Genomic DNA, 21,842 nt, shown 5'->3' with positions numbered 1-21,842 from the left:
AGGACATGCTGGTCGAATGGAGCCCGACTCCCGGGACGTGAGGGCGGCAGCCGTCGTCGACAACGGGGGACACGACCGGCTTGATGGGTCGTTTCGCATGGTCTGTCACATCCACCTCGACGAGGCCACTTGGCTTAGTGCTGACCTGCGCGGGTCGCCGCTTCTCGTACGGGGCTGAAGCTGAGGCGGTGGATCGGTGTGATCCCGAGGGCATCGAGGCCCGCCAAGTGGCGGGCCGTCCCGTAACCCATGTTGTCACACAGGTCGTACCCCGGGTAGATCTGATCATACATCACCATCAGCCGATCACGGACCACCTTGGCCACGATGCTCGCCGCCGCAATCGATAGGCTATTCGCATCGCCCTTGATCAGCTTGCGTTGCGGGAGCGGGACGGGGACGGTCATCGCATCGACAAGCAGATAGTCCGGGCGAACACGGAGGTGCTGCACGGCTGTGGCCATTGCCAGCTCGGTCGCGTGGTAGATATTCTCGCGATCGATCATCTGGGCGTCGGCCACCCCGAGGCTGACGGCAACGGCTTGTGAGACGATCTGAGGGAACAGTAAGGTGCGCGCATGCGCGGTCAGCTGCTTGGAGTCGTTGACCGGTAGCGCAAAATCATGCGGTAGGATCACCGCCGCCGTGACGACTGGCCCGGCCAACGGTCCGCGGCCCACCTCGTCGATCCCTGCAATGTGTGGATACCGGGGCCACAACTCACGCTCATAGCGACTGCGGTACTGCAACGCCAATGCCGAAGCCGCAGCTGCGGCCTGGTGGCGCTCGTATTGTGCGAGCAAGCGTTGTGCCCCGATCCGCGTGTCGGCGCGAAGTGCGGTCAGCGTCGCCTCAGCGACGACTGGCTGGGCCAACAACACCTTGAACTCACTCAGCGTGGTCATCGGGCACCTCGAGCGTGAACGGGCCAAGCTTGCCTTGGCGTGCATCGAAAATGAGCCGCTCAGCTGCCCGGTTGTAATTGTCCCCAAAGCCCATCTTACCCGCCAGCACGACCATCAGCTCGTGTGCGGGTAACGCGACCTCATCCGCGTTGAGATGGTAAAGGAAGCGCAACTTGGCCGGGGCCTCGGCTTGAAAGAATCGAAGCCCGTACAGACCGACTGTGTCCTCTTGAAAGACCGAGTCTGCGATCGCCCCGGTCAGCGCCAGCTTCATGCCGATCGTCTCGTCATCGAACTTCGGCCACAAGATCCCCGGGGTGTCCAGCAGTTGCAGGGTGTCATCTGCCTTGAGCCATTGCTGATTCTTCGTCACCCCAGGGCGGTTCCCGGTGACGGCAATATTCTTTTTGATCAGACGATTCAGCACCGTGGACTTGCCCACGTTCGGGATCCCGATGCACATTGCCCGCAGGCTCGGGTTGCGGATGCCGCGGGCTTTTTGCTTGGCGAGCTTGGCCGCCATCAGCTTCTGGGCCAGCTGGGGGATCTGCGCCAGACGCTTGGCGTGCTGGGCGTCGATAGCGAGCGCCTCGTAACCCAAGCTTCGATAGTGATCCAGCCACAGCGCCGTCTTGACCGGATCGGCTAGGTCCTTCTTGTTGAGCACCATGATGCGCGGCTTCTGGCCGACGATCTCGTTCATCATCGGATTACGGCTGGCTTCAGGAACTCGCGCATCGACGACTTCGAGCACAAGGTCGACGAGCTTCAGCTTTTCTTGAACTTGATTGCGGGCCTTGGCCATGTGACCGGGGAACCATTGAATTTGTGCCATGTGGATACCTCTTTCGTTGTTTTACCACCAGCCATTGTACCAGTTTTGGGGCCCGCCTGTAAAAGCCGGACGATCAGCGTAATCTTTTTCAAATGGGGGGATGGCGTGATGAAGATCCGTGAGTTGCTGGTGCATTGGCACCTGTTGATGCACACCAAAGCCTGGGAGACCGAGGCGACCCTGTGGCAAATCATCGTGGCGCGCCAGCTGGGTCCTGATGACGATGCCAGCCAGCTGGCGGATTGGCCCGGCGTCGCGCCGCTTCAGATCGCCTGGACCGACCCAGAGTGGCGTCACACGGCGCACCAGCTCTACCGTCGTCAGCCGGTCTTGACGCGACTCGACCCGCAGTACCCGCTTCGGCTCCAAGAAAGCAGTCAGCCGCCGCTGGTCCTGTTTTTCGCGGGGCGGTTGGGACTCTTAGAGCGCCTGGCTCTCGCGGTGGTCGGCGCGCGTCAGGCGAGTCGTTACACACGCGAGGCCCTGATCAGCTTGGGGCGGGACCTGCCGGCGCTGGTGATCGTCAGCGGGCTGGCGGCTGGGGCCGACACCTTCGCGCATCAGTATGCGCTCAGTCGTGAGTGGCCAACGATCGCGGTGTTGGCCAACGGCCTCGACCAGGTCTACCCCGCGCGCAACGTCGAACTTCAAGCCCGCATCGGGCAAGTGGGGCTGTTGCTGAGCGAATATCCACCAGGCGTCACGCCACAGCCGTTTCGCTTTGTTGCCCGAAACCGGATCATTGCGGGTCTGGTGCATGGGGTGCTGGTGACCGAGGCCGCGGCGCACAGCGGGAGCCTGATCACGGCTAACTTTGCCCTCCAGAACGGGCGGGAGGTCTTCGCGGTCCCCAACCAGCTCGATGCGCCGCTGGGCGTTGGGACGAACGCCCTGATCCAAGCGGGGGCCAAACTGGTCCAGCGAAGTGCAGATATTGCAGAAGAGTTGCGTTTTTATCACTGAGCATGCATATTTATATAGTAGGAATTGACAAAGGTTCCAACGATAGATATGATAGCTTGTGTTTTTGAGCTATCTGCTCAGTGAAAGGAGGGCGCCCATGACCGCCAAGAATTTGGTCATTGTGGAATCGCCAGCAAAAGCCAAGACGATCGAAAAATACCTAGGTCGCAACTACAAAGTGGTGGCGTCTTTGGGGCACATCCGGGACTTACCCAAAAGTCAGATGGGTGTCGACGTCGAACATAATTACGAGCCAAAATACATCTCCATCCGCGGTAAGGGGGATGTGATCAAGGACCTTAAGAAGGCCGCCAAGAAGGCTGACCACATCTACCTCGCCGCTGACCCGGACCGTGAAGGGGAAGCAATTGCGTGGCACGTCAGCCACATCCTAGACCTCGACCCCGCCGGCAAGAACCGCGTGGTCTTCAATGAGATCACGAAAGATGCCGTCAAAAACGCGTTCAAGACGCCGCGAAGTATCGATATGAATCTGGTCGATGCACAACAGGCACGGCGCGTATTGGATCGACTGGTTGGCTATTCGATCAGCCCGCTTCTGTGGAAGAAGGTCAAAAAAGGGCTGAGCGCCGGGCGTGTGCAGTCCGTCGCGCTGAAGCTGATCATCGACCGTGAAAACGAGATCCGCGCCTTCAAGCCCGAGGAGTACTGGAGCTTGGATGCCGAGTTCAAGAAGGGGACCAGCAAGAAGTTTGCAGCCAGTTTTTACGGTCTGAATGGCAAGAAGACGGCCCTGCCGAACAACGATGCAGTGCAAGCGGTCCTGCGTGAGGTCGACAAGAAGCAGCCGTTCGATGTGACGAACGTCGTCAAGAAAGAGCGCAAACGCTTCCCGTCACCACCGTTCACGACCAGCTCACTGCAGCAGGAAGCCAACCGTAAGCTCGGCTTCCCGGCCCGTAAGACCATGATGTTGGCGCAACAGCTCTACGAAGGGATCAACCTTGGCGGTAAGCTCGGCACGACCGGGTTGATCACATACATGCGAACCGACTCGACGCGGATTTCGTCTGTCGCCAAGGAAGAAACCAGTCAGTTCATCCACGACGTTTATGGCGAAGCCTACGCCGCGGTCAAGATCCGCCAGGGCAAGCTGCAGGAAGGGGCGCAAGACGCCCATGAGGCGATCCGGCCGACTAGCACGAACCGGACGCCGAAGAGCCTCGAGGCGGTGCTCGACAAGGACCAGATGAAGCTCTACCGCTTGATCTGGAGCCGCTTCGTGGCCAGTGAGATGACGCCGGCGGTGGTCGATACCGTACAGGTCACGATCACGCAAGGCGCAGCGACTTTCCGGGCCAACGGTAGCCAGACGAAGTTTGAAGGGTTCACGAAGCTGTACGTCTCAAGCCGTGATGCTGACACGAAGGACAATCTGCTCCCAGAACTCGCGATCGGCGATCAGGTGACCTTGGTCAAGACCGATCCGGCCCAGCATTTCACCCAGCCACCGGCGCGCTTCTCCGAAGCGAACCTGGTCAAGGCGCTGGAAGAAAACGGTGTCGGTCGCCCAAGTACTTACGCGCCGACGATCGAGACGATCAAGAAGCGCTACTACGTCAAGATCACGGCCAAGCGATTCGAGCCGACTGAGCTCGGGGAGATCGTCAACGACCTGATCAACGAATTCTTCCCGGACATCGTCAACATCAAGTTCACCGCGAATGTCGAATCTGAGCTCGATAGCATCGAAACCGGAGAGACGGAATGGGTCAAGGTCATCGACCAGTTCTACCAACCGTTCAAGCAAGAACTCGCCCACGCTGAAGAAGGGATCGAGAAGGTCCAGATCAAGGACGAACCCGCGGGCTTCGACTGCGACATCTGCGGCGCGCCGATGGTGATCAAGCTTGGCCGCTTCGGCAAGTTCTACGCCTGCTCACGCTTCCCGGATTGCCGCAACACCAAGGCGATCGTCAAGGAGATCGGGGTGATCTGTCCGAAGTGTGGCCAGGGTCAGATCGTCGAGCGCAAGTCCAAGCGCAACCGCATCTTCTACGGCTGTGACCGCTACCCTGCCTGTGACTTCGTCTCGTGGGATAAGCCGGTCGGCCGCGATTGCCCGATCTGTGGCCACTACCTGATCGAGAAGAAGTCGCGTGGCGGACGCCAAGTGGTCTGCCCGAACAACGACTACAAGGAAGCCGTGCAAAAATAACCGTCCGGTCAGATCGCGGCTGCGGTCTAGCGGGCACAGGAGGAACTTATGCCAACAGTCAACGTGATCGGTGCCGGACTGGCCGGCAGTGAAGCGGCTTGGCAGATCGCTAATGCCGGGGTCGACGTGAACCTGTACGAGATGCGGCCGGTCGCGACGACCCCGGCGCATCACACCGCGAACTTTGCGGAGCTGGTCTGTACGAATTCCTTGCGCGCGAACGGCCTGACCAATGCGGTCGGCTTGCTCAAAGAGGAGATGCGCCGGCTGGACTCCGTGATCATGGCCAGCGCTGATGCGACCGCAGTTCCCGCTGGTGGTGCGCTGGCGGTCGACCGAGAGCCATTCTCCCAGCTAGTCACCGCTAAGTTGCGTCAGCACCCACGGATCACCGTGATCAATGAGGAACTACACGATTTTCCAGCGGGGATCACGGTGGTGGCGACCGGTCCGTTGACCGCTGACGCGTTAGCGCAGCAGATCGTGGCCCTGAATGGGACAGATGGGTTGCACTTCTTTGATGCAGCAGCCCCGATCTTAGACGCCAACTCGATCGACGACAAGATCGTCTACAAAAAATCGCGTTACGATCGCGGCGAGGCCGCCTACCTGAACTGCCCGATGACCCGCGAAGAGTTCGAGACGTTCCAGCAAGCCCTGGTCACTGCCGAGGTCGCGACAGGGCACGGGTTTGAAAAACTCGACGTCTTCGAAGGCTGTATGCCCATCGAAGTGATGGCGAAGCGGGGGCCACGCACGATGCTGTTCGGGCCACTGAAGCCAGTCGGCTTGGCAGACCCACGCACTGGGCGGGACCCGTACGCGGTCGTCCAACTGCGGCAGGATAACGCCGCGGCCAGCCTTTACAACATCGTTGGGTTCCAGACGCACCTGAAGTGGGGCGAGCAAAAGCGCGTCTTTCGACTGATCCCAGGGCTCCAAAACGCGGAGATCGTGCGCTATGGGGTGATGCACCGCAACACCTACATGAACTCACCGGCGGTCTTGGCGGACACGTACGAAAGTCGCAAGCGGGCTGGTTTGTTCTTCGCCGGTCAGATGACCGGGGTCGAAGGCTATGTCGAATCAGCGGGGAGTGGCCTGATCGCTGGCCGCAACGCGGCGCGACTGGCCCTGGGCCAACCGTTGCTGACCTTCCCGGAGACCACCGCTTTGGGATCGATGGCCCACTATATTACGCATACCAGCGCCAAACACTTTCAGCCGATGAACGCAAACTTCGGCATCATGCCCAGCCTGCCAACCCGGATCCGCGATAAGCGCGAGCGCGCGCAGGCGCTGAGCGACCGTGCTTTGGCGGACCTAGCAACCTTCATGGGCTGAGCATAGCAAGGGACCTTGACTTTTGTCACGGTCCCTTGTTTGTGTACACTAGTCCAATAGCGTGACGGACCAAAAGGCCGCTTTCTTCGCTGCCGGCGTGCATGGCCACCCAGGCCTTGCGGGTTATCTCGCAGGTAAGCCATCAGCCTAGCACCCGTCGGCATAAAAATGCTTCTGCGCGAGTCGCGTGATTGTCGGCGCCTGCGCGCTGTGTTACGGTGTTAGGGAGGTGAGAAGATGGATCAGATCCAAGAATTCTGTCAGTACCTGCTTGTTGAGCGCCATTACTCTGCAGAGACCAAGAAAGCCTACGCGGAGGACCTCAATGCGTTTCGTCAGTTCCTCCAGGACAACGGCGGCTTCTCCAGCTTTGGGGCAGTCGACCGCCTGGACGTTCAGACCTACCTCGCGAGTCTGTCCGCGCGTGCGCTTGCGCGAAGCTCGGTCGCCCGCAAACTCTCCAGTTTGCGGAGCTTCTACCGCTACTTGATCCGAGTGGGTGAAGCCAAGGTCGACCCCTTCGAGGTCGTCGAGACCCGCAAGAGCCACAATCACTTGCCGAGCTTCTTCTACGAAGCGGAGATCCAGGAACTGTTCGCGGTCGTCGACGGGCCGACACCGTTAGATCAACGCAACTCGGCACTCCTGGAAGTGCTATACGGCACCGGGATCCGAGTCAGCGAGTGCGCGAATCTCACGTTACCGCAGATCGATTTTGAGCTTGGGCTCCTGCTCGTCCACGGGAAGGGTAACAAGGATCGCTATGTCCCATTCGGGCGGTATGCGGCAACGGCCCTGCACCGCTACCTGGACGACGGGCGCATCACGCTGATGGCGAAGCTGGATCAGCGCCACGAGCGCGTCTTTGTCAATCAACACGGTCGTCCGATCACCGCGCGCGGCATTGAGTACATCCTCGATCAGCTGGTGAAGCGCACGAGCCTGACCGGCGGGATCCATCCGCACATGCTGCGCCACAGCTTCGCGACGCACATGCTCGACCACGGCGCAGACTTGCGCACGGTGCAGGAGCTTTTGGGGCACGCGAGCCTGTCGACGACCCAGATCTACACGCACATGACGACGGAACACCTCAAGGCTGACTACATGAAGTACTTCCCCAAGCACAATTAGGGCGAAAGTCTGATGTTTTGACCAATCAAACCCTTTACACTGAAACTAGGACATGACGCCTTGTCGTCTCGCGACGGGCATGAAGGAGTGTAACGATGACAACAATTGCAGCAGTACGCAAGAACGGCCATACCGCCATTGCCGGTGACGGTCAAGTCACCTTGGGCGAAAAGGTGATCATGAAGGGCAACGCACACAAGGTCCGGCGCATCTATGGTGGCCAGGTCGTGATCGGGTTCGCCGGTGGCGTCGCAGACGCGTTCACCCTGGAAGAATGGTTCGAAAAAAAGTTAGAGAATCACGCCGGCAACCTGCGCCGCGCCGCGGTGGCGCTGGCGCAGGACTGGCGCAAAGATCCCACCCTGCAGAAACTTGAAGCGATGATGATCGTGATGGACCAACACGACTTGCTACTCGTCTCCGGATCGGGTGAAGTGATCGATCCGGACGATGACGTCGTGGCGATCGGCTCTGGGGGCAACTATGCCCAAGCTGCCGCGATGGCGATGATCCAACACACCGAGATGCCAGCTGCGGATATCGCCCGGGCCGCGATCGACATCGCGGGTTCGATCGATATTTTCACCAACCACAACATCATTGTGGAGTCCTTCTAGGAGGCCAATATGAGCGTAAAAACCCCAAAACAGATCGTTGAAGCCCTGGACCAGTATGTGATCGGTCAAAGTGACGCCAAGCGTGCCGTTGCGGTGGCGCTGTACAACCGCTACCGACGCATGCAGCTACCAGACAAGCTCCAACAAGATATCACCCCGAAGAACTTGCTGATGATTGGACCGACCGGGGTCGGCAAAACCGAGATCGCCCGTCGGCTCGCGAAGATCGTCAACGCTCCGTTCGTCAAGGTCGAGGCGACCAAATTCACCGAGGTCGGCTATGTCGGTCGCGACGTCGAGTCGATGGTGCGCGACCTAGCCGACGTCGCGGTCTCAATGGCAGAGGCCCGTGCGTTTGCCAACGTGCGCGGCCGTGCAGAGCGGGAAGCGAATAAGCGACTTGTCCGCCTGCTCGTTCCCGCCCTCAAGAAGGCCAAAAAGTCGTCTAACCCGATGGCCGACATGATGAGCATGCTACAGGGCCTTCAGAACGGCGACGGGGTGCCAGACCAGCAACCACAAGAGGAGCTGACCGACGAGATCCGCAACCAGCGGCTGAGCGTCGCAGAGCAACTCGAACACGGCCTCCTGGAAGACCGCGAACTCACCGTCAGCATCACCGACGAGAAAAAACCCAACGGCGGTAATGACATGTACGGCCAGATGGGGATCGACCTGAGCGAGACGCTGGGGGCGATGATGCCGAAGAAGAAAGTCGACCGGACGATGACGGTCAAAGAGGCGCGCGAGGTCTTCATCCGCGAAGAAAGTGACAAGCTAGTCAACCACGCAGACATCTACCACGATGCGATCCAGGCCGCGGAGAACAACGGGATCATCTTCATCGATGAGATCGACAAGATCGCGGCCGGGGATAAGCGTAATTCTGGCGAAGTCTCCCGCGAAGGCGTGCAGCGTGACATCCTGCCGATCGTAGAAGGGTCGCAAGTCTCGACCAAATACGGGCCGCTGAATACTGACCACGTCTTGTTCATCGGCTCTGGGGCGTTCGCCACGGCCAAGCCGTCGGATCTGATCGCAGAGTTGCAAGGGCGCTTCCCGATCCGCGTGGAGCTCAAGGATCTCACGCATGACGACTTCGTTCGCATCCTCACAGAGCCGGACAACGCGCTGGTCAAGCAATACATCGCGCTTATCAAGACTGACGGCGTCAAGCTGACGTTCACACAAGAGGCAATCGACGCGATCGCGACGATTGCCATCCGCGTCAACCACGATACAGACAACATCGGAGCGCGCCGGTTGGCCACTATCCTCGAGAAGCTGCTCGAGGACGTCCTTTACGAAGGGCCGGACATGCAGATGGGTGACATCATGATCACCGAGGAGTACGTTACCAGTAAGGTCGGCAACATCGCCGCGGACAAAGACATGACGCGTTATATCCTGTGATCGCCTGGCAGTCCGACCACACTTGCGTTTGGTCGTGATCAGCCGCCTGGCAGAGGCCGCGGGCAGGGCCAGACCTTGCCCCCGAGACCGCGCGCCCGGGTCAGATCGCGGGCCAGGGGCCAGGTTGCGCTTGGGCCCTGTGCCGGCCGTGGTGACGTCCGAAGTTCAGCGCTCAGACTTGAACGAAAAGCGCTGTCATGGTATAAATGAGAAGCACTGACCAGTGAATTGGTCGATACCAATCTTGAGAACGAGGAAGAGACTATCATGGTAACCTTACACAATGACTTCTTGACCGTCACCGTGGCGGAGCACGGGGCGGAGATCACGAGCATCCGCGATCACCATACGAACCAGGAATACATCTGGCAGGCTGACCCGAGCATTTGGAAGCGTCACGCCCCAGTGCTGTTCCCGATCGTCGGTGCACTGAAGGATGACACCTACACGTACCAAGGGCAGACGTATCACATGACGCAGCACGGGTTTGCGCGCGACCGCGAGTTCACCGTCAGCGCACAAAGCGCCACACAAGTCGACTTCCTACTGACCGATGACGCAGAATCGCGTGCGCTTTTCCCGTTTGCCTTTCGGTTCGGCCTGCGCGTGAAGCTCGAAAACAACACCGTCACGGTCACTTACCACGTCGAGAATCCAGCAGAAGATGCGCCGTTGCTGTTTTCCGTCGGTGGGCACCCTGGGTTCAACATCCCGCTGACTGAGGACACGACCTATACGGATTACTACATGGCGTTCGCGCCACGCAAGTCCCGTGTGCAGATCCCGTTGCTCGCTGGGGCGGGGATCGACTACCAGAACCGGACACTGGCGGCCACCGACACCAACCTGCAGTTAAGCCATGACTACTTCAAACACGACGCTGTGATCTTTGAGCTCAACGGCAAGAGCACCTTCGCGATCCGGTCGGACAAAACGACGCGCGGCGTTGAGCTGACCGTCGATGATGCCCCGTTCATGGGCGTCTGGAGCCCGTACCCGACCACCGGTGAGTTCGTCTGCATCGAACCATGGTGGGGGATCGCGGACACCGTCGACGCCTCAGGGCGACTTGAAGATAAGCTGGGGATCAACACGCTGGCCCCGGGTGAAGTCTTCGACCACCACTACACGATCACGATTCACTGACACCCAAAAAGAGCCGCTTACGCATTTGGCGTAGGCGGCTCTTTGGGGCTGTAGTGACAAGTCAATCCGCCGTTGCACACCCTGATTGGTCCGGCAGACAGTCACACGGGACCATCTCGGGGGCATCGAGCTGCTTGGCTGCCAGCACCGCTTGCAACGCCTCAATGTCGCGGCGCGACAGGGGGGTGGTTTGGATCAGGTCCAGCAGCACGCCGCCTTTTTTCATACCACAGAGGTGCGCGAAGAGCGCCTGGCTGGACTCGCGCATCGCCGTGCTTTCGGCGACCACCGGTTTGTAGGTGAATGCGCGCACGGCTTTTTGCGTCGTCAACATCTTTTTTTTGACCAGTCGCGCCAGTAACGTCTTGATCGTCGAGTCAGACCAATCACGGCGTTGCTGGATCAAGTCGATGATCTCACGGCTGGTCGCGGTGCCTTTGGTCCAAACGATCCGCATCAATTCCCACTCTGACGGTGTCATCACCGTCGCATCCGGTTGCGTCATCGTATCCCTCCATTGATCAGTATTGACCTACCGTAAGCTTACTGGCTTCGTCTACGGTTGTCAACCAGATGGCGATACTCACGGCTGGGCGTAGCGCCGCTGGATCTCCGCATTGAGGGCGCGCAGTTGGTCGGCATCGACCTTCAGGATCGCCCGGTCGTATGTCCACAGACCGTTGACCTCATCTTCGACATCGGCGACCTGCGTATAGATCGCGACGGCCAGCCCCGCTCCGAGCTGCTGCAAGACTTTCTTGCGGTACAGCTTGACTAAGGCGGTCATCAGCTGCGACGCCGTACGGTAGTGCCGGTAGCCATATGGCGTACCCGTCGCGAGATGATCAGGCACAGCGAGGGAATAGCCCCCGAATTCTGTCAGGGCTTGGATCCGACCGGCGGCATCTGCGTGGACGCGATACGGCTTGTAGTAGCGATGGACAGACTTGAAGTCGCCGCCGCCTTGGTCATACCAGCCGGACGCATGATCGATCAGTCGCGTCGGATCGTGCTGACGGATGCGCGCCGCCAACTGGACCGAATCAAACTGCCCCCAGCCTTCGTTGAAGGGTACCCAGGTGCACAAACCGACCACGTTTTGCAGTAGCCGCACGGTTCGATCAGCGTCGCGGATGAAGTGCGCACGGCCCCGCGCATCGCTTCGGCCAAGCCGCTTGTAGTCGTGGTCATTCAACGTCACGCCCACGAAGGGGAGCTTGCGAATGATCGTGTCGTCGTACGGCCCGCCGCCAGAAGGCAGGTCTTGCCAGACCAGCAGCCCGATGCGATCACAGTGATAATACCAGCGCAATGGCTCGATCTTGATGTGCTTTCGCACCATATTGAACCCGAGGGCTCGGATCGCCCGAAGCTCCTTGACCACGGCGGCGTCACTCGGTGCGGTGTATAGCCCATCCGGCCAGTAGCCCTGATCGAGCAACCCGGATTGGAACACTGGTTCCCCGTTGAGTAGAAAAGCTGGGTGCCCTTTGGCGTCCTTGCCGCGGGTAAAACTGCGCAGACCAAAGTAACTTCGGACCTCATCTTCACCTACCGTGATCCGCAGATCGTACAAGAACGGATCCGCTGGCGACCATGGATGCGGGGCGGGCAAGATCAGCGTCTGCGTTCGTCGCGTGTCCGTAACCGCAGCCACAGGTTCGCCTGCGGCCAGGACCCGGATCGTGATCGGTGTGCGATCGGTGGTGTTCAACACCACGGTGACCTTGACACTGGCCTCTGCCAGCATTGGGGTGATCGTCAGCGCCGTCACGTAGACCGCAGGGACGACCTCTAGCCACACGGTCTGCCAGATCCCACTTTGCGCAGTGTACCAGATCCCGCCGCGGGCCAGTTTCTGTTTACCATACGCCTCACTCCCTTGATCGGTGTGGTCTTGCACCGCAACGATCAAATCGATCTCGGCCCGGTCCGTCGGTAGCTCGAGGTCGAACGGCCAGTAGCCGCCGGTGTGTTCGCCGATCAGCGCGCGGTCGACGAATACGCGGCAGAATTGATCGACCGCGCCGAAGTGTAGGCGGATGTGGTCGCCTGGCGCATGTGCCGGTAGCACGACGCGCCGGTGATACCAGAGCGTCTCTCCCGGCTGGAGTTGCCGCTCGACGCCGGCTAGCGCAGCTTCAGGTGAAAAGGGGACCCGGATTCGCCCTGTGTAGTGCTCAGGCTCGCTTGGCGTGGCCGTGATTGCGTAGTCCCAGAGGCCGTTCAAGTTCGTCCAGGCCTGGCGGGCCAGTTGCGGCCGCGGATAGTCCGGCAATGGGTCCGCCAGTGTTGGGCTGAATGCTGTGTGAAGTTGATTCATACAAGACACCTCCATCTACTTATGAATGGTAGACCAATTCCACTTGGAGTACAATTACAGAAATGAAAGACAGGAGGCGCGCAATGACCCCAATACTCCGAACGCTGACGACCGCCGATATGCCCACACTTTATGCCTTAGCCTATGAAGGCGATCGCACCTGGCAGCAGTGGGATGGGCCGTACTTTGATCACGCCACACCAGACCGGGCGGCGTTCTTGGCGCATCCGCCCATTGAGACGCTTGACCATATCGCCGGTGTTATCGTCGACGATCAGCTCATCGGCGTCGTGACGGCTTACTACGAAGATGGCCCGCTGCGGCGCTGGCTTGAATGCGGGATCGTGTTGTACCGCTCCGGACAGTGGGGGCATGGGATCGGCAGCCAAGCCCTCCGGCTGTGGGCGCAGACCCTCTTCGCGCGTATCGACTTGCCCCATCTTAGCCTCACCACCTGGTCTGGCAACTCGCGCATGATGCACGCGGCAGTTAACGCCGGGTTCCAGCTCGAAGGCCAGTTGCGTCAGGTGCGCTTTTGGCAAGGGCGCTACTGGGATTCGATGAAATACGGCTGCCTGCGTGACGACTGCCCACGATGATCACCACCAAATAACCCGCCAAGGGGCTGTGCCATAACGCGGTTTTAGCCCAGAGTATAAGAGCGATCTCCTGAAAAACCCGAACTTAGGTTTTTCAGGAGATCGCTCTTATACGGCTAGGGCGTTGTGTTATGGCACGTAACGTTCTGGAATAGTCGTGCCACCAGAGGTTATGTCATACCCCCTTAGCGGGTTATTTGCGGTTCAGTGCCGGACCCAGTACGTGCGCCCATCGGTCGTGCGCGCCAAAAATCCGTATTCGATCAGATTGCGACGGACCGTGACATAATCGTCGACGTGGCGCCGCAACTGCTCGTTCACCGCGGCCTCACTGTAATTTTTTTGCGGATCGAACATCTGCGCCAAGGTCGCTAGGAGGACCAGCTTGCGCTTCTCCTTGCTCGGCCAAGTGTCGATGCGGCCGTCAGGCGTCATGAACGTCTTGAGCACTTTGTCGCGCTCGGCGGGTGTGATCGCGTAACGCTCATCCAGCATTGTGGCGCCTGCGTGGGGGAGAAGCGTGCCGTCTTCAATGGCCAACAACTGCATCACGGCGAGGAAGCGCGTAGCCTGACGTTGCTTGGTACGAAGCTTGAAGCGCTGATTGCGCACCGTCGCACTGGCGAGCCCCAACCGTTGGCTGATCACGGTGTCGCTCAATCCCTGAGCCAACAGGGCCAATAGTTTCGCTTGCGCTGCGCTCACGCCCAGCGCTGACGGATCCGTCAAAAGCGCCTGAAGCGGTCCCTGATGGTGACTGGTGACATGCGCGCGGATCGCGCCTGCGGCCGTCAGTAGTTGTTCACCGACCGGATAGATCTGCTCATGGACGACGACAAAATCACAGTACAAGCAACGGTACCCAGTTTCATTGCGGGAAAAACCGTTCATTACGTCAGCTATCGATTGATCTGTTTGCATATTCGTAAACCTTTCCTGTTTTTGTTTATTTTATCGTGAATCGACCCGCCGTGCAAGCCCGGTGGGCGGTAATCTCGCTCATACCGGCATTTAACGGCCGCGTGATCATTAATGAACCGATGTTCAATAAATACAGAACCGCTGGCTTGTTCAAGTGCCAAATGGTATCCTATGTCTATAAATAAACAGTCGTCACTTATCTAGGGAGGTACCACATGGACAGACGCATTGAGAAGACTCGCCGTGCGATCCAGACCGCGTACCTCGCGCTGCGCCAGCGGCAAGCCGCAAACACGATCACGGTGGCCGCAGTCGCTGAGCTGGCTGATATCGGCCGCGGAACGTTCTATCTTCACTACTCGGACCTTGCCGCACTTGATGCGGCGATCACGGATCAAGTTGCCGCGAACATCGTGGCGCAGCTTCAGCCCGACCGCGTCCAGGTGATCGGTGGGAGCTATCGGCACTGGCTCAGTGCACTGCTCGCTCTGCTGGAAGAGGCGCGACCGCGCTTGGCCTTGGCCGCAGCCAGTGGCCAGCTGGACCGGCTCATTGAACCTTGCCGGGCCGCATTAGTCGACCTGTTTGACCAACTCGCGCCCGGCCCCCTTGATCCGTTGGCGGCACGTTACTGCGCCGCCGGATTGGTCGGGGTAACGGTCGATTGGCTCACCGGTGCACTGACGAGTCCGGAGGCGGCCTTAGTCGCTATGATGGACCGAGAGATCCGTGCACTCTTGGCCTAAGTGGTCGTTCCCAATACCGCGGCCGCACGGCTGCATCTCACGAAAGAAGGCGCTCCATTTGAGTTCAATGCCCATTCGACTGATCGCAAGCGACATGGACCAGTCGTTGCTCCTTTCAACCAAACAGTTGCCTGTTGGCACGTTTGATCGGATCACCGCTTTGGCCCGAGCCGGGATCGAGTTCGTCGCGGCCAGTGGGCGCGCGGTGTACACGCTTGAAGCGATGTTCGCTCCGGTCCTGGATCGCATGACCCTAGTCGCCGAGAACGGCGCGGTGATCAAGCGCCACGGCCAGCTACTCGCAACGGAACTGCTACAGCCGAACGATTACTGGCAGGTCCGTGATTTTGCGCGTGCTCAAGGACGTGGCGTCCCGTTCGTCTGTGCGATGGATCAGACAGTGCTGGAACAAGCCGATGATGGCCACGAGGCGACACTTCGGCACTTCATCACCAACATGGCCTTCGTGCCGGACCTGCGAGACTGCACGGTCCCGGCGCCTAAGACCACGGTGTACCTCCCCGACGGCAGTGCATACACGGCCATGGCGCGGCAGTACCGCCCGCGATTCGGTGCGCAATACACGGTCACAGTCGGTGGGCCGACGTTCATCGACATCATGTCACCCCGTGCAGACAAGGGGCAGGCCCTTGCTTGGCTTGGACAGCACCTCGGTATCCCGACGGCTGCGATGATGGCATTTGGCGACACCGACAACGACATCGCGATGATGCAAACAGTGGGCTACGGCGTGCTGATGGCTAATGCAACGCCAAACATGCAGGCATACGCGCGTTACTGCACGGCGAGCAACGATGACCGCGGGGTCTTATTGGGGATCGATCGCGTACTGGCCGGTCAGCTGCCAGCACGCCTGACCTAAGTGGGGTGATTATAATGAAGATCGCGGTTTTTTGTGGCGCATCCGCGGGGAATGCCTCGATTTACACCGCGGCGGCCGAGCACCTCGGCCGATGGCTCGTGGCCTATGGGCATACGCTGGTCTATGGTGGCGGTGGTGTCGGCCTGATGGGAATACTGGGACGGACGGTGTTGGCGAACGGTGGGCAGGTGATCGGCATCATGCCGACCAACTTATATGCACGCGGGGCGGCCCTGGCCGGCCTTGAGGTGCAGCAGGTCCCGGATATGGCGATCCGCAAGCAGCGGATGCTCGCGTTGGCCGAAGGGTGCATCGCACTGCCTGGTGGTCCCGGGACGCTGGAGGAGATCACCGAGGCCTTCTCGTGGGCGCGGATCGGCGACAACGCGAGTCCATGCGCGTTTTACAACGTGGCGGGGTACTGGGATCCCTTAGCCCAGATGTTTGACCGGATGGTCGAGGCTGACTTTCTGACTGCCGCCGACCGCCGCAAGCTGTGCTTTGCGGCGCACCTGACGCCGATCGCGGCATTCATGCGGGCCTATACCCCGCCAGCCATCCGCACTTACCCAACCGCTGGTGCTTGACGCCCCGACACGGCGTGCTATACTAGAAGACAAAATCAATCGGTGATGAGAAAAAGGGTCGACCCATCTCAGACGTTCAGCGAGCAAGGGGCAGTGCAAGCCTTGCCGTCGTGGGGAGACTGGCGTTTTCGAGCCAACCTAAGCAAGGGCGAGTCGCAAGGCTCGAAGTAGGGTGGAACCGCGCGCAAGCGTCCCTATGTCAGTTTTGGCATAGTGGCGCTTTTTTGTGTCACTGAGGTGAAGGAGAACAGCGATGACAGAGAAAATGAGCGTCCAAAAAATGATCCAGACGCTGCAGAACTTCTGGGCGGACAAGGGGTGCATGCTGATGCAGGCCTACGACACGGAGAAGGGGGCCGGGACGATGAGCCCGTACACCTTCCTGCGCGCGATCGGTCCGGAGCCGTGGTCAGCCGCGTATGTTGAGCCCTCTCGGCGACCAGCGGATGGCCGCTACGGGGAGAACCCGAACCGGCTGTACCAACATCATCAGTTTCAGGTGGTCATGAAGCCGAGCCCCAAGGAGATCCAGGCCTATTATTTGGATTCCCTGCGTGCGTTAGGGATCGAGCCACTGCAACACGATATTCGCTTCGTGGAAGACAACTGGGAGAACCCCTCCATGGGGTGTGCCGGGGTCGGTTGGGAAGTCTGGCTCGACGGGATGGAAGTCACGCAGTTCACATACTTCCAAGTCGTCGGGGGGCTTGAAGTCTCACCGGTCACCAGCGAGATCACTTACGGGGTCGAACGCCTGGCGTCTTACATCCAAGACGTCAACAACGTCTTCGACCTTGAATGGGGTGACGGCGTGCTTTACGGCGATATTTTCAAGGAACCGGAGTTTGAGCACAGCAAGTACGCGTTTGAAGCAAGCGATCAGGCCATGCTGCTGCGGTTCTTCGATGATTACGAGAAAGAAGCTTGGCGGCTGATGGACCTCGGGTTGGTCCACCCCGCCTACGACTACATCCTTAAGTGCAGCCACACCTTCAACCTGCTGGACGCCCGCGGGGTCGTGTCCGTCACCGAGCGCGCCGGCTACATGAACCGGATCCGTAAGATGGCGCACAAGGTCGCCCGTGCGTTCGTCGCCGAGCGTGAAAAGCTCGGCTTCCCGCTCTTGAAGCACTAGCAATCGGAGGTAGAGGCATAATGACACACAACTACTTATTGGAGATCGGGCTGGAGGACATGCCAGCGCATGTCGTCACACCAAGCCTGGCGCAATTCGCGACGAAGACTGAGAAGTTCCTAGCGGACAACCACCTGACACACGGCATGATCGACCAGCTCGCAACGCCACGGCGGCTGGCGCTACTGATCCACGACTTGGCCGACAAGCAGGCCGACGTCGAAGAAGACGTGAAGGGCCCAGCCAAGAAGATCGCCTTGGATGCTGAGGGGCACTGGAGCAAGGCCGCGATCGGGTTCACGCGCGGGCAGGGGATGACTGTCGATGACATCACCTTCAAGACGATCAAGGGCGTCGATTACGTGTACCTCCACAAAGCGATCGAAGGCCGGCCTGCGGCGTCGATCTTGCCGGGCTTGATCGACGTGGTCAAAGGGTTGACCTTCCCGACCCGAATGCACTGGGGGAGTTACGCGTTCGAGTACATCCGTCCGATCCACTGGCTCGTCTCGCTGCTCGACGATCAGGTGATCCCGATGCAGCTCCTGGACATCGAAGCCGGGCGCCGCACCGAAGGCCACCGCTTCTTGGGCCAGCCAGTCGACCTCGCGCAAGCGACTGATTACGTCGAGGCACTGCGGGCACAGAAGGTCCTGGTCGAGCCGGCAGCACGTCAGGCGCTGATCGCCACTCAGATCGATGCGATCGCCGAGCGCAACGACTGGACCATCGATCTCGACGCGGATCTGCTCGAAGAGGTCAACAACCTCGTTGAGTGGCCGACCGCTTTTGCCGGCCGCTTCGACGCAAAGTATCTGGCGATCCCAGAAGCCGTGTTGATCACGTCGATGAAAGACAACCAGCGCTACTTCTACGCGCGCGATGCGCAGGGCAAGATGGTCAACGCCTTCATCGGGGTGCGCAACGGGAATGCCGACGACATGGCCAACGTGATCGCCGGCAACGTCAAGGTGCTCACCGCGCGGCTTGAGGACGCGGCCTTCTTCTACGCGGAAGACCAGAAGAAGACGATCGCCGAATATGTCGACCGCCTGAAGACGGTCAGCTTCCATGATAAGATCGGCTCAATGTACGCTAAGATGGCACGCGTGCAGACGATTGCCGGCTGGTTGGCCGACGCGGTCGGTCTGCCGGCGGCCGATAAGGCCAAGCTGCAACGGGCGGCGGCCATCTATAAGTTCGACCTGGTGACGGCGATGGTCGGTGAGTTTGCCGAACTGCAAGGCGTAATGGGCCAGGTGTACGCGACACTAGCAGGTGAAGACCCGGCCGTCGCACTTGCGATCAAGGAACACTACCAGCCGATCAGTGCGGACGGGGCACTACCGACCAGCACGATCGGGACGCTTCTGGCGATCGCCGACAAGCTGGACGGGCTGATGAGCTTCTTTGCGGTCGATCTGATCCCAAGTGGCTCCAATGATCCATACGCGTTGCGTCGACAAGCTTATGGGATCGTGCGGATGATCGCCGCGCAGCACTGGGCGTTCGATATTACGGCGATCCAAGGCGCACTGATCGACGCACTAGCCGCGAATGATCAGCTCGCGGGGCTCGACTACCAGAAGAATCTCTTGGCGCTGAGTGACTTCATGCGCGATCGGGTCAGCCAGTACCTGTCAGGACAACAGATCCGCCACGACATCCTCGATGCTGTCAGCGCAAGCGCGACGGTCGATGTCGAAGCGATGATCGATGCCGCTGCGATCTTGACCAAGCACCAAGATGATCCGGACTTCAAGTCGGTGCTTGAGGCGCTGGGCCGGGTGGTCCGGATCGCGGATAAGCAGCCGATGCATGTCGCGATCGATGCGGCGCTTTTCGAAAACAGCACTGAAAAAGCCTTGAATGACGCGGTCAGCGCCGCCAAGGCTGGTTACGGCGAGAAGCCAAGTGAGGCCAACTATCAGGCGCTGCGCGCGTTGACCCCAGCAATCACAGACTACTTCACCGAGACGATGATCATGGCCGACGACCCAGCTGTTCGAGCCAACCGCTTGTCCGAGCTGACCGGGTTAGCGACCTTGATCCACCAATTCGGTGACGTCACCGCGGTGATCGTCAAGTAGCGTTGACATCCATGAATAACCGCGTATACTATAGGTTGTATTAGTATGCGGTAAAACCGGTAGACAAGAAGTCGCATTTCGATCATGGAGTGCGACTTTTTACCGCTATGCCGCGGCACCAAAGGGGGTGGGCAACGATGGCAATGATCCCGAACGAGACGATCGATCAGGTGCGCAACACCGTCAACATCGCCGATTACATCGGGCAGTACGTCAACCTGCACAAGCAGGGCCAGAACCTGTTCGGCGTCTGCCCCTTCCACGCCGAGAAGACGCCGAGTTTCTCGGTTTCGGAGAGCAAACAGATCTTTCAATGCTTCTCTTGTGGGCGCGGGGGCAACGTGTTCAAGTTCGTGATGGACTACGACAAGTTGAGCTTCCCCGAAGCCGTCGCCAAGGTCGCTGAATTCGTCAATGTGCCTTTGGGCGTTACGATCGAATCCGACCGACCCAAGGAAAGCGCGACGGTCACCCGGCAAAAGGAGATCCTGCGCTTAGTCACTGACCTGTGTCACCACGTGCTGGTCAACACGGCTGGGGGAGAGGCTGCGCTCGCTTATCTGACCGGGCGTGGCCTAAGCCAGGAGACGATCGACCACTTCGAGGTGGGCTACCTCCCGAAGGACCGCACGCTGTTGAAGAAGTTTCTCGACAGCCGGGCCGTTCAGTACGACGAACAGCGCGCAAGCGGCCTGTTCGTTGAAGATCAGCAGGGCCACCTGTTCGATCGGTTCAGCGACCGGGTGATGTTCCCGCTCAAGGATGCGTATGGTGCCGTGATCGGGTTTTCTGGCCGCGTGCTGACCAAAGACGGGGCGCAGGCCAAGTACCTCAACTCGCCGGAGACCGAGCTGTTCAACAAGCGCGACGTCTTATTCAACTTGGATGAGGCGAAAGGCGAGTTCAAGCAGAGCGGGGGGGCGACCCTATTTGAGGGCTTCATGGATGTGATCTCAGCCTACCAGGCGGGCGTCAAGACGGGGATCGCCTCGATGGGCACGAGCTTGACACAAGAGCAAGTCGCGACGATCGCCCATCACACCCACCAGCTGACGATCTGCTACGACGGAGACGCCGCTGGGCAGCACGCCGCTGACCGCGCGTTGCGCCTCGTCCGCGACCACCCCCGGCTACAGGTCGGTGTGGTCGTGCTCCCGGATGCGCAAGATCCGGACGAGTACATCCAAGCCCGCGGTGCCCAGGCGTTCGGTCAGCAACTGGCGCATACGCTAACGCCGGTCGGCTTTCGGCTCAGTTACCTCGCCAACGGGCATGACCTGACCGCCGACCAAGAGAAGCTCGCCTACATTGACGCCGCGCTCAAGGAGGTGGCCGGCGAGCCCGATCCCGTCGCCCAAGCGGTCTACCTCGAACAGATCAGCGGGTTGACCGGCGTTCCGACGACGGCGCTTCAGCAGTCGTTGCGCACAGTCCGCCCATCAGCACCGAGTGCCGAGCCCGCCGACGGATTCGACTTCGGCCCACCGCCACCCGAACCGGACGTGGCGTTCGGAGCGCCGGAGATGGATCAGACGAGCAACCCCGCGCGGCCGAGCCACTACGACCGCTACCAAAAAGCGCAGCGTCAGCTGCTCCAGCTGGCCTGGCGCGATCCCAACATCGCGCGTCGGTTGCACACCAGCGATTTTGTCTTCGAGACGCCCCCGTATCAGCAACTGTTCGACGCCTGGCTCACTTACACCAAGGATGAACCGGCACCCAGCGTCGCCGGGTTCATGGACACGCTGGACCCGACGTTATCACCAGTCGTCGCTGGGATCGACTTTGCCCCACTGCCTGATCAGGCAGTGGACGCAGTCGATGACCTGATCGTGCGTGCGCAGGAGCAGACCGTCGTCACGCAGGCCCAACAAGTCAAACAGCAGCTCAACCAAGCGGTGCAGCTGGGCGACCGGGAGGCCATCAACCGACTGACGATGCAGTATTACACCCTGATGCGCCAAGTCAAGACCATGTGATAAGAACCTAGCGTCCACGGACGCTGACCCAAGGAGGAACTTT

19 protein-coding genes are annotated in these 21,842 nt (G+C 59.8%); 14 read left to right on the top strand and 5 right to left on the bottom strand.

Annotated elements, in window-relative coordinates; translation table 11 throughout:
* Positions 1-134: 134 nt before the first annotated feature.
* Both HII33_RS09035 and ylqF read right to left on the bottom strand, forming a co-directional pair.
* Positions 135-905, bottom strand: a complete 771-nt coding sequence (locus HII33_RS09035; RefSeq protein WP_179395474.1) for a ribonuclease HII — start codon at positions 903-905, stop codon at positions 135-137.
* The gene (gene ylqF, locus HII33_RS09030) at positions 889-1,740 is read right to left on the bottom strand and encodes a ribosome biogenesis GTPase YlqF (RefSeq protein WP_179395473.1); all 852 of its coding nucleotides are present in this window, start codon (positions 1,738-1,740) and stop codon (positions 889-891) included. The genes HII33_RS09035 and ylqF overlap by 17 nt, the downstream gene beginning before the upstream one ends.
* Before the next feature lie 108 nt (positions 1,741-1,848).
* Between ylqF and dprA the strand changes: the two genes are divergently transcribed.
* The 7 genes from dprA (at position 1,849) to HII33_RS08995 (ending at position 10,536) form a co-directional block, all read left to right on the top strand.
* Positions 1,849-2,703: a DNA-processing protein DprA gene (gene dprA / locus HII33_RS09025; RefSeq protein WP_343036855.1), complete on the top strand. Its 855-nt coding sequence runs from the start codon at positions 1,849-1,851 to the stop codon at positions 2,701-2,703.
* Positions 2,704-2,800: 97 nt separating this feature from the next.
* Positions 2,801-4,882 (top strand): type I DNA topoisomerase, encoded by a 2,082-nt coding sequence (gene topA, locus HII33_RS09020; RefSeq protein WP_179395472.1) that lies wholly within the window; start codon positions 2,801-2,803, stop codon positions 4,880-4,882.
* Positions 4,883-4,930: 48 nt separating this feature from the next.
* Positions 4,931-6,226, top strand: a complete 1,296-nt coding sequence (gene trmFO, locus HII33_RS09015) for a methylenetetrahydrofolate--tRNA-(uracil(54)-C(5))-methyltransferase (FADH(2)-oxidizing) TrmFO (protein ID WP_179395471.1) — start codon at positions 4,931-4,933, stop codon at positions 6,224-6,226.
* Positions 6,227-6,463: 237 nt separating this feature from the next.
* Complete coding sequence (xerC, locus tag HII33_RS09010; protein ID WP_179395470.1) at positions 6,464-7,360, top strand: tyrosine recombinase XerC; 897 nt, start codon at positions 6,464-6,466, stop codon at positions 7,358-7,360.
* Between the two features lie 95 nt (positions 7,361-7,455).
* Positions 7,456-7,977, top strand: a complete 522-nt coding sequence (gene hslV, locus HII33_RS09005) for an ATP-dependent protease subunit HslV (protein ID WP_179395469.1) — start codon at positions 7,456-7,458, stop codon at positions 7,975-7,977.
* 9 nt (positions 7,978-7,986) lie between these two features.
* Positions 7,987-9,390 carry an ATP-dependent protease ATPase subunit HslU gene (gene hslU, locus HII33_RS09000; protein ID WP_179395468.1) on the top strand — a complete coding sequence of 468 codons (1,404 nt, stop codon included), beginning with the start codon at positions 7,987-7,989 and terminating at the stop codon, positions 9,388-9,390.
* 267 nt (positions 9,391-9,657) lie between these two features.
* A complete protein-coding gene (locus HII33_RS08995) occupies positions 9,658-10,536 on the top strand; it encodes an aldose 1-epimerase family protein (protein ID WP_179395467.1) in 879 nt (292 codons plus the stop codon).
* A 61-nt stretch (positions 10,537-10,597) separates the two neighbouring features.
* Here the strand turns inward: HII33_RS08995 and HII33_RS08990 are convergent, their stop codons facing one another.
* Positions 10,598-11,041: a CopY/TcrY family copper transport repressor gene (locus tag HII33_RS08990; protein ID WP_179395466.1), complete on the bottom strand. Its 444-nt coding sequence runs from the start codon at positions 11,039-11,041 to the stop codon at positions 10,598-10,600.
* Between the two features lie 78 nt (positions 11,042-11,119).
* Positions 11,120-12,859 (bottom strand): glycoside hydrolase family 2 protein, encoded by a 1,740-nt coding sequence (locus HII33_RS08985; RefSeq protein WP_179395465.1) that lies wholly within the window; start codon positions 12,857-12,859, stop codon positions 11,120-11,122.
* 83 nt (positions 12,860-12,942) lie between these two features.
* Between HII33_RS08985 and HII33_RS08980 the strand changes: the two genes are divergently transcribed.
* Complete coding sequence (locus HII33_RS08980; RefSeq protein WP_179395464.1) at positions 12,943-13,458, top strand: GNAT family N-acetyltransferase; 516 nt, start codon at positions 12,943-12,945, stop codon at positions 13,456-13,458.
* A gap of 204 nt (positions 13,459-13,662) precedes the next feature.
* Here HII33_RS08980 and HII33_RS08975 read toward each other — a convergent pair whose 3' ends face one another.
* Positions 13,663-14,379 carry a DUF2087 domain-containing protein gene (locus tag HII33_RS08975; protein WP_179395463.1) on the bottom strand — a complete coding sequence of 239 codons (717 nt, stop codon included), beginning with the start codon at positions 14,377-14,379 and terminating at the stop codon, positions 13,663-13,665.
* A gap of 215 nt (positions 14,380-14,594) precedes the next feature.
* On the opposite strand from HII33_RS08975, the gene HII33_RS08970 reads away from it, so the two are divergent.
* From HII33_RS08970 to dnaG, 6 genes are all read left to right on the top strand, one after another.
* Positions 14,595-15,125: a TetR/AcrR family transcriptional regulator gene (locus HII33_RS08970; protein ID WP_179395462.1), complete on the top strand. Its 531-nt coding sequence runs from the start codon at positions 14,595-14,597 to the stop codon at positions 15,123-15,125.
* A gap of 67 nt (positions 15,126-15,192) precedes the next feature.
* Positions 15,193-16,008: an HAD family hydrolase gene (locus HII33_RS08965; protein ID WP_246287413.1), complete on the top strand. Its 816-nt coding sequence runs from the start codon at positions 15,193-15,195 to the stop codon at positions 16,006-16,008.
* Between the two features lie 14 nt (positions 16,009-16,022).
* Positions 16,023-16,595, top strand: a complete 573-nt coding sequence (locus HII33_RS08960; RefSeq protein WP_218841928.1) for an LOG family protein — start codon at positions 16,023-16,025, stop codon at positions 16,593-16,595.
* A 253-nt stretch (positions 16,596-16,848) separates the two neighbouring features.
* A complete protein-coding gene (gene glyQ / locus HII33_RS08955) occupies positions 16,849-17,730 on the top strand; it encodes a glycine--tRNA ligase subunit alpha (RefSeq protein ID WP_179395460.1) in 882 nt (293 codons plus the stop codon).
* A 20-nt stretch (positions 17,731-17,750) separates the two neighbouring features.
* Positions 17,751-19,820, top strand: a complete 2,070-nt coding sequence (glyS, locus tag HII33_RS08950; RefSeq protein WP_179395459.1) for a glycine--tRNA ligase subunit beta — start codon at positions 17,751-17,753, stop codon at positions 19,818-19,820.
* 137 nt (positions 19,821-19,957) lie between these two features.
* Positions 19,958-21,799: a DNA primase gene (gene dnaG / locus HII33_RS08945; RefSeq protein ID WP_246287354.1), complete on the top strand. Its 1,842-nt coding sequence runs from the start codon at positions 19,958-19,960 to the stop codon at positions 21,797-21,799.
* Positions 21,800-21,842: the final 43 nt, after the last annotated feature.

Source organism: Lacticaseibacillus absianus, assembly GCF_013407595.1.
GTDB classification, from domain to species: Bacteria; Bacillota; Bacilli; order Lactobacillales; family Lactobacillaceae; genus Lacticaseibacillus; species Lacticaseibacillus absianus.
The sequence above is the reverse complement of the archived record's forward strand: the minus strand, read 5'-3'. Positions and strand labels throughout refer to the sequence as shown.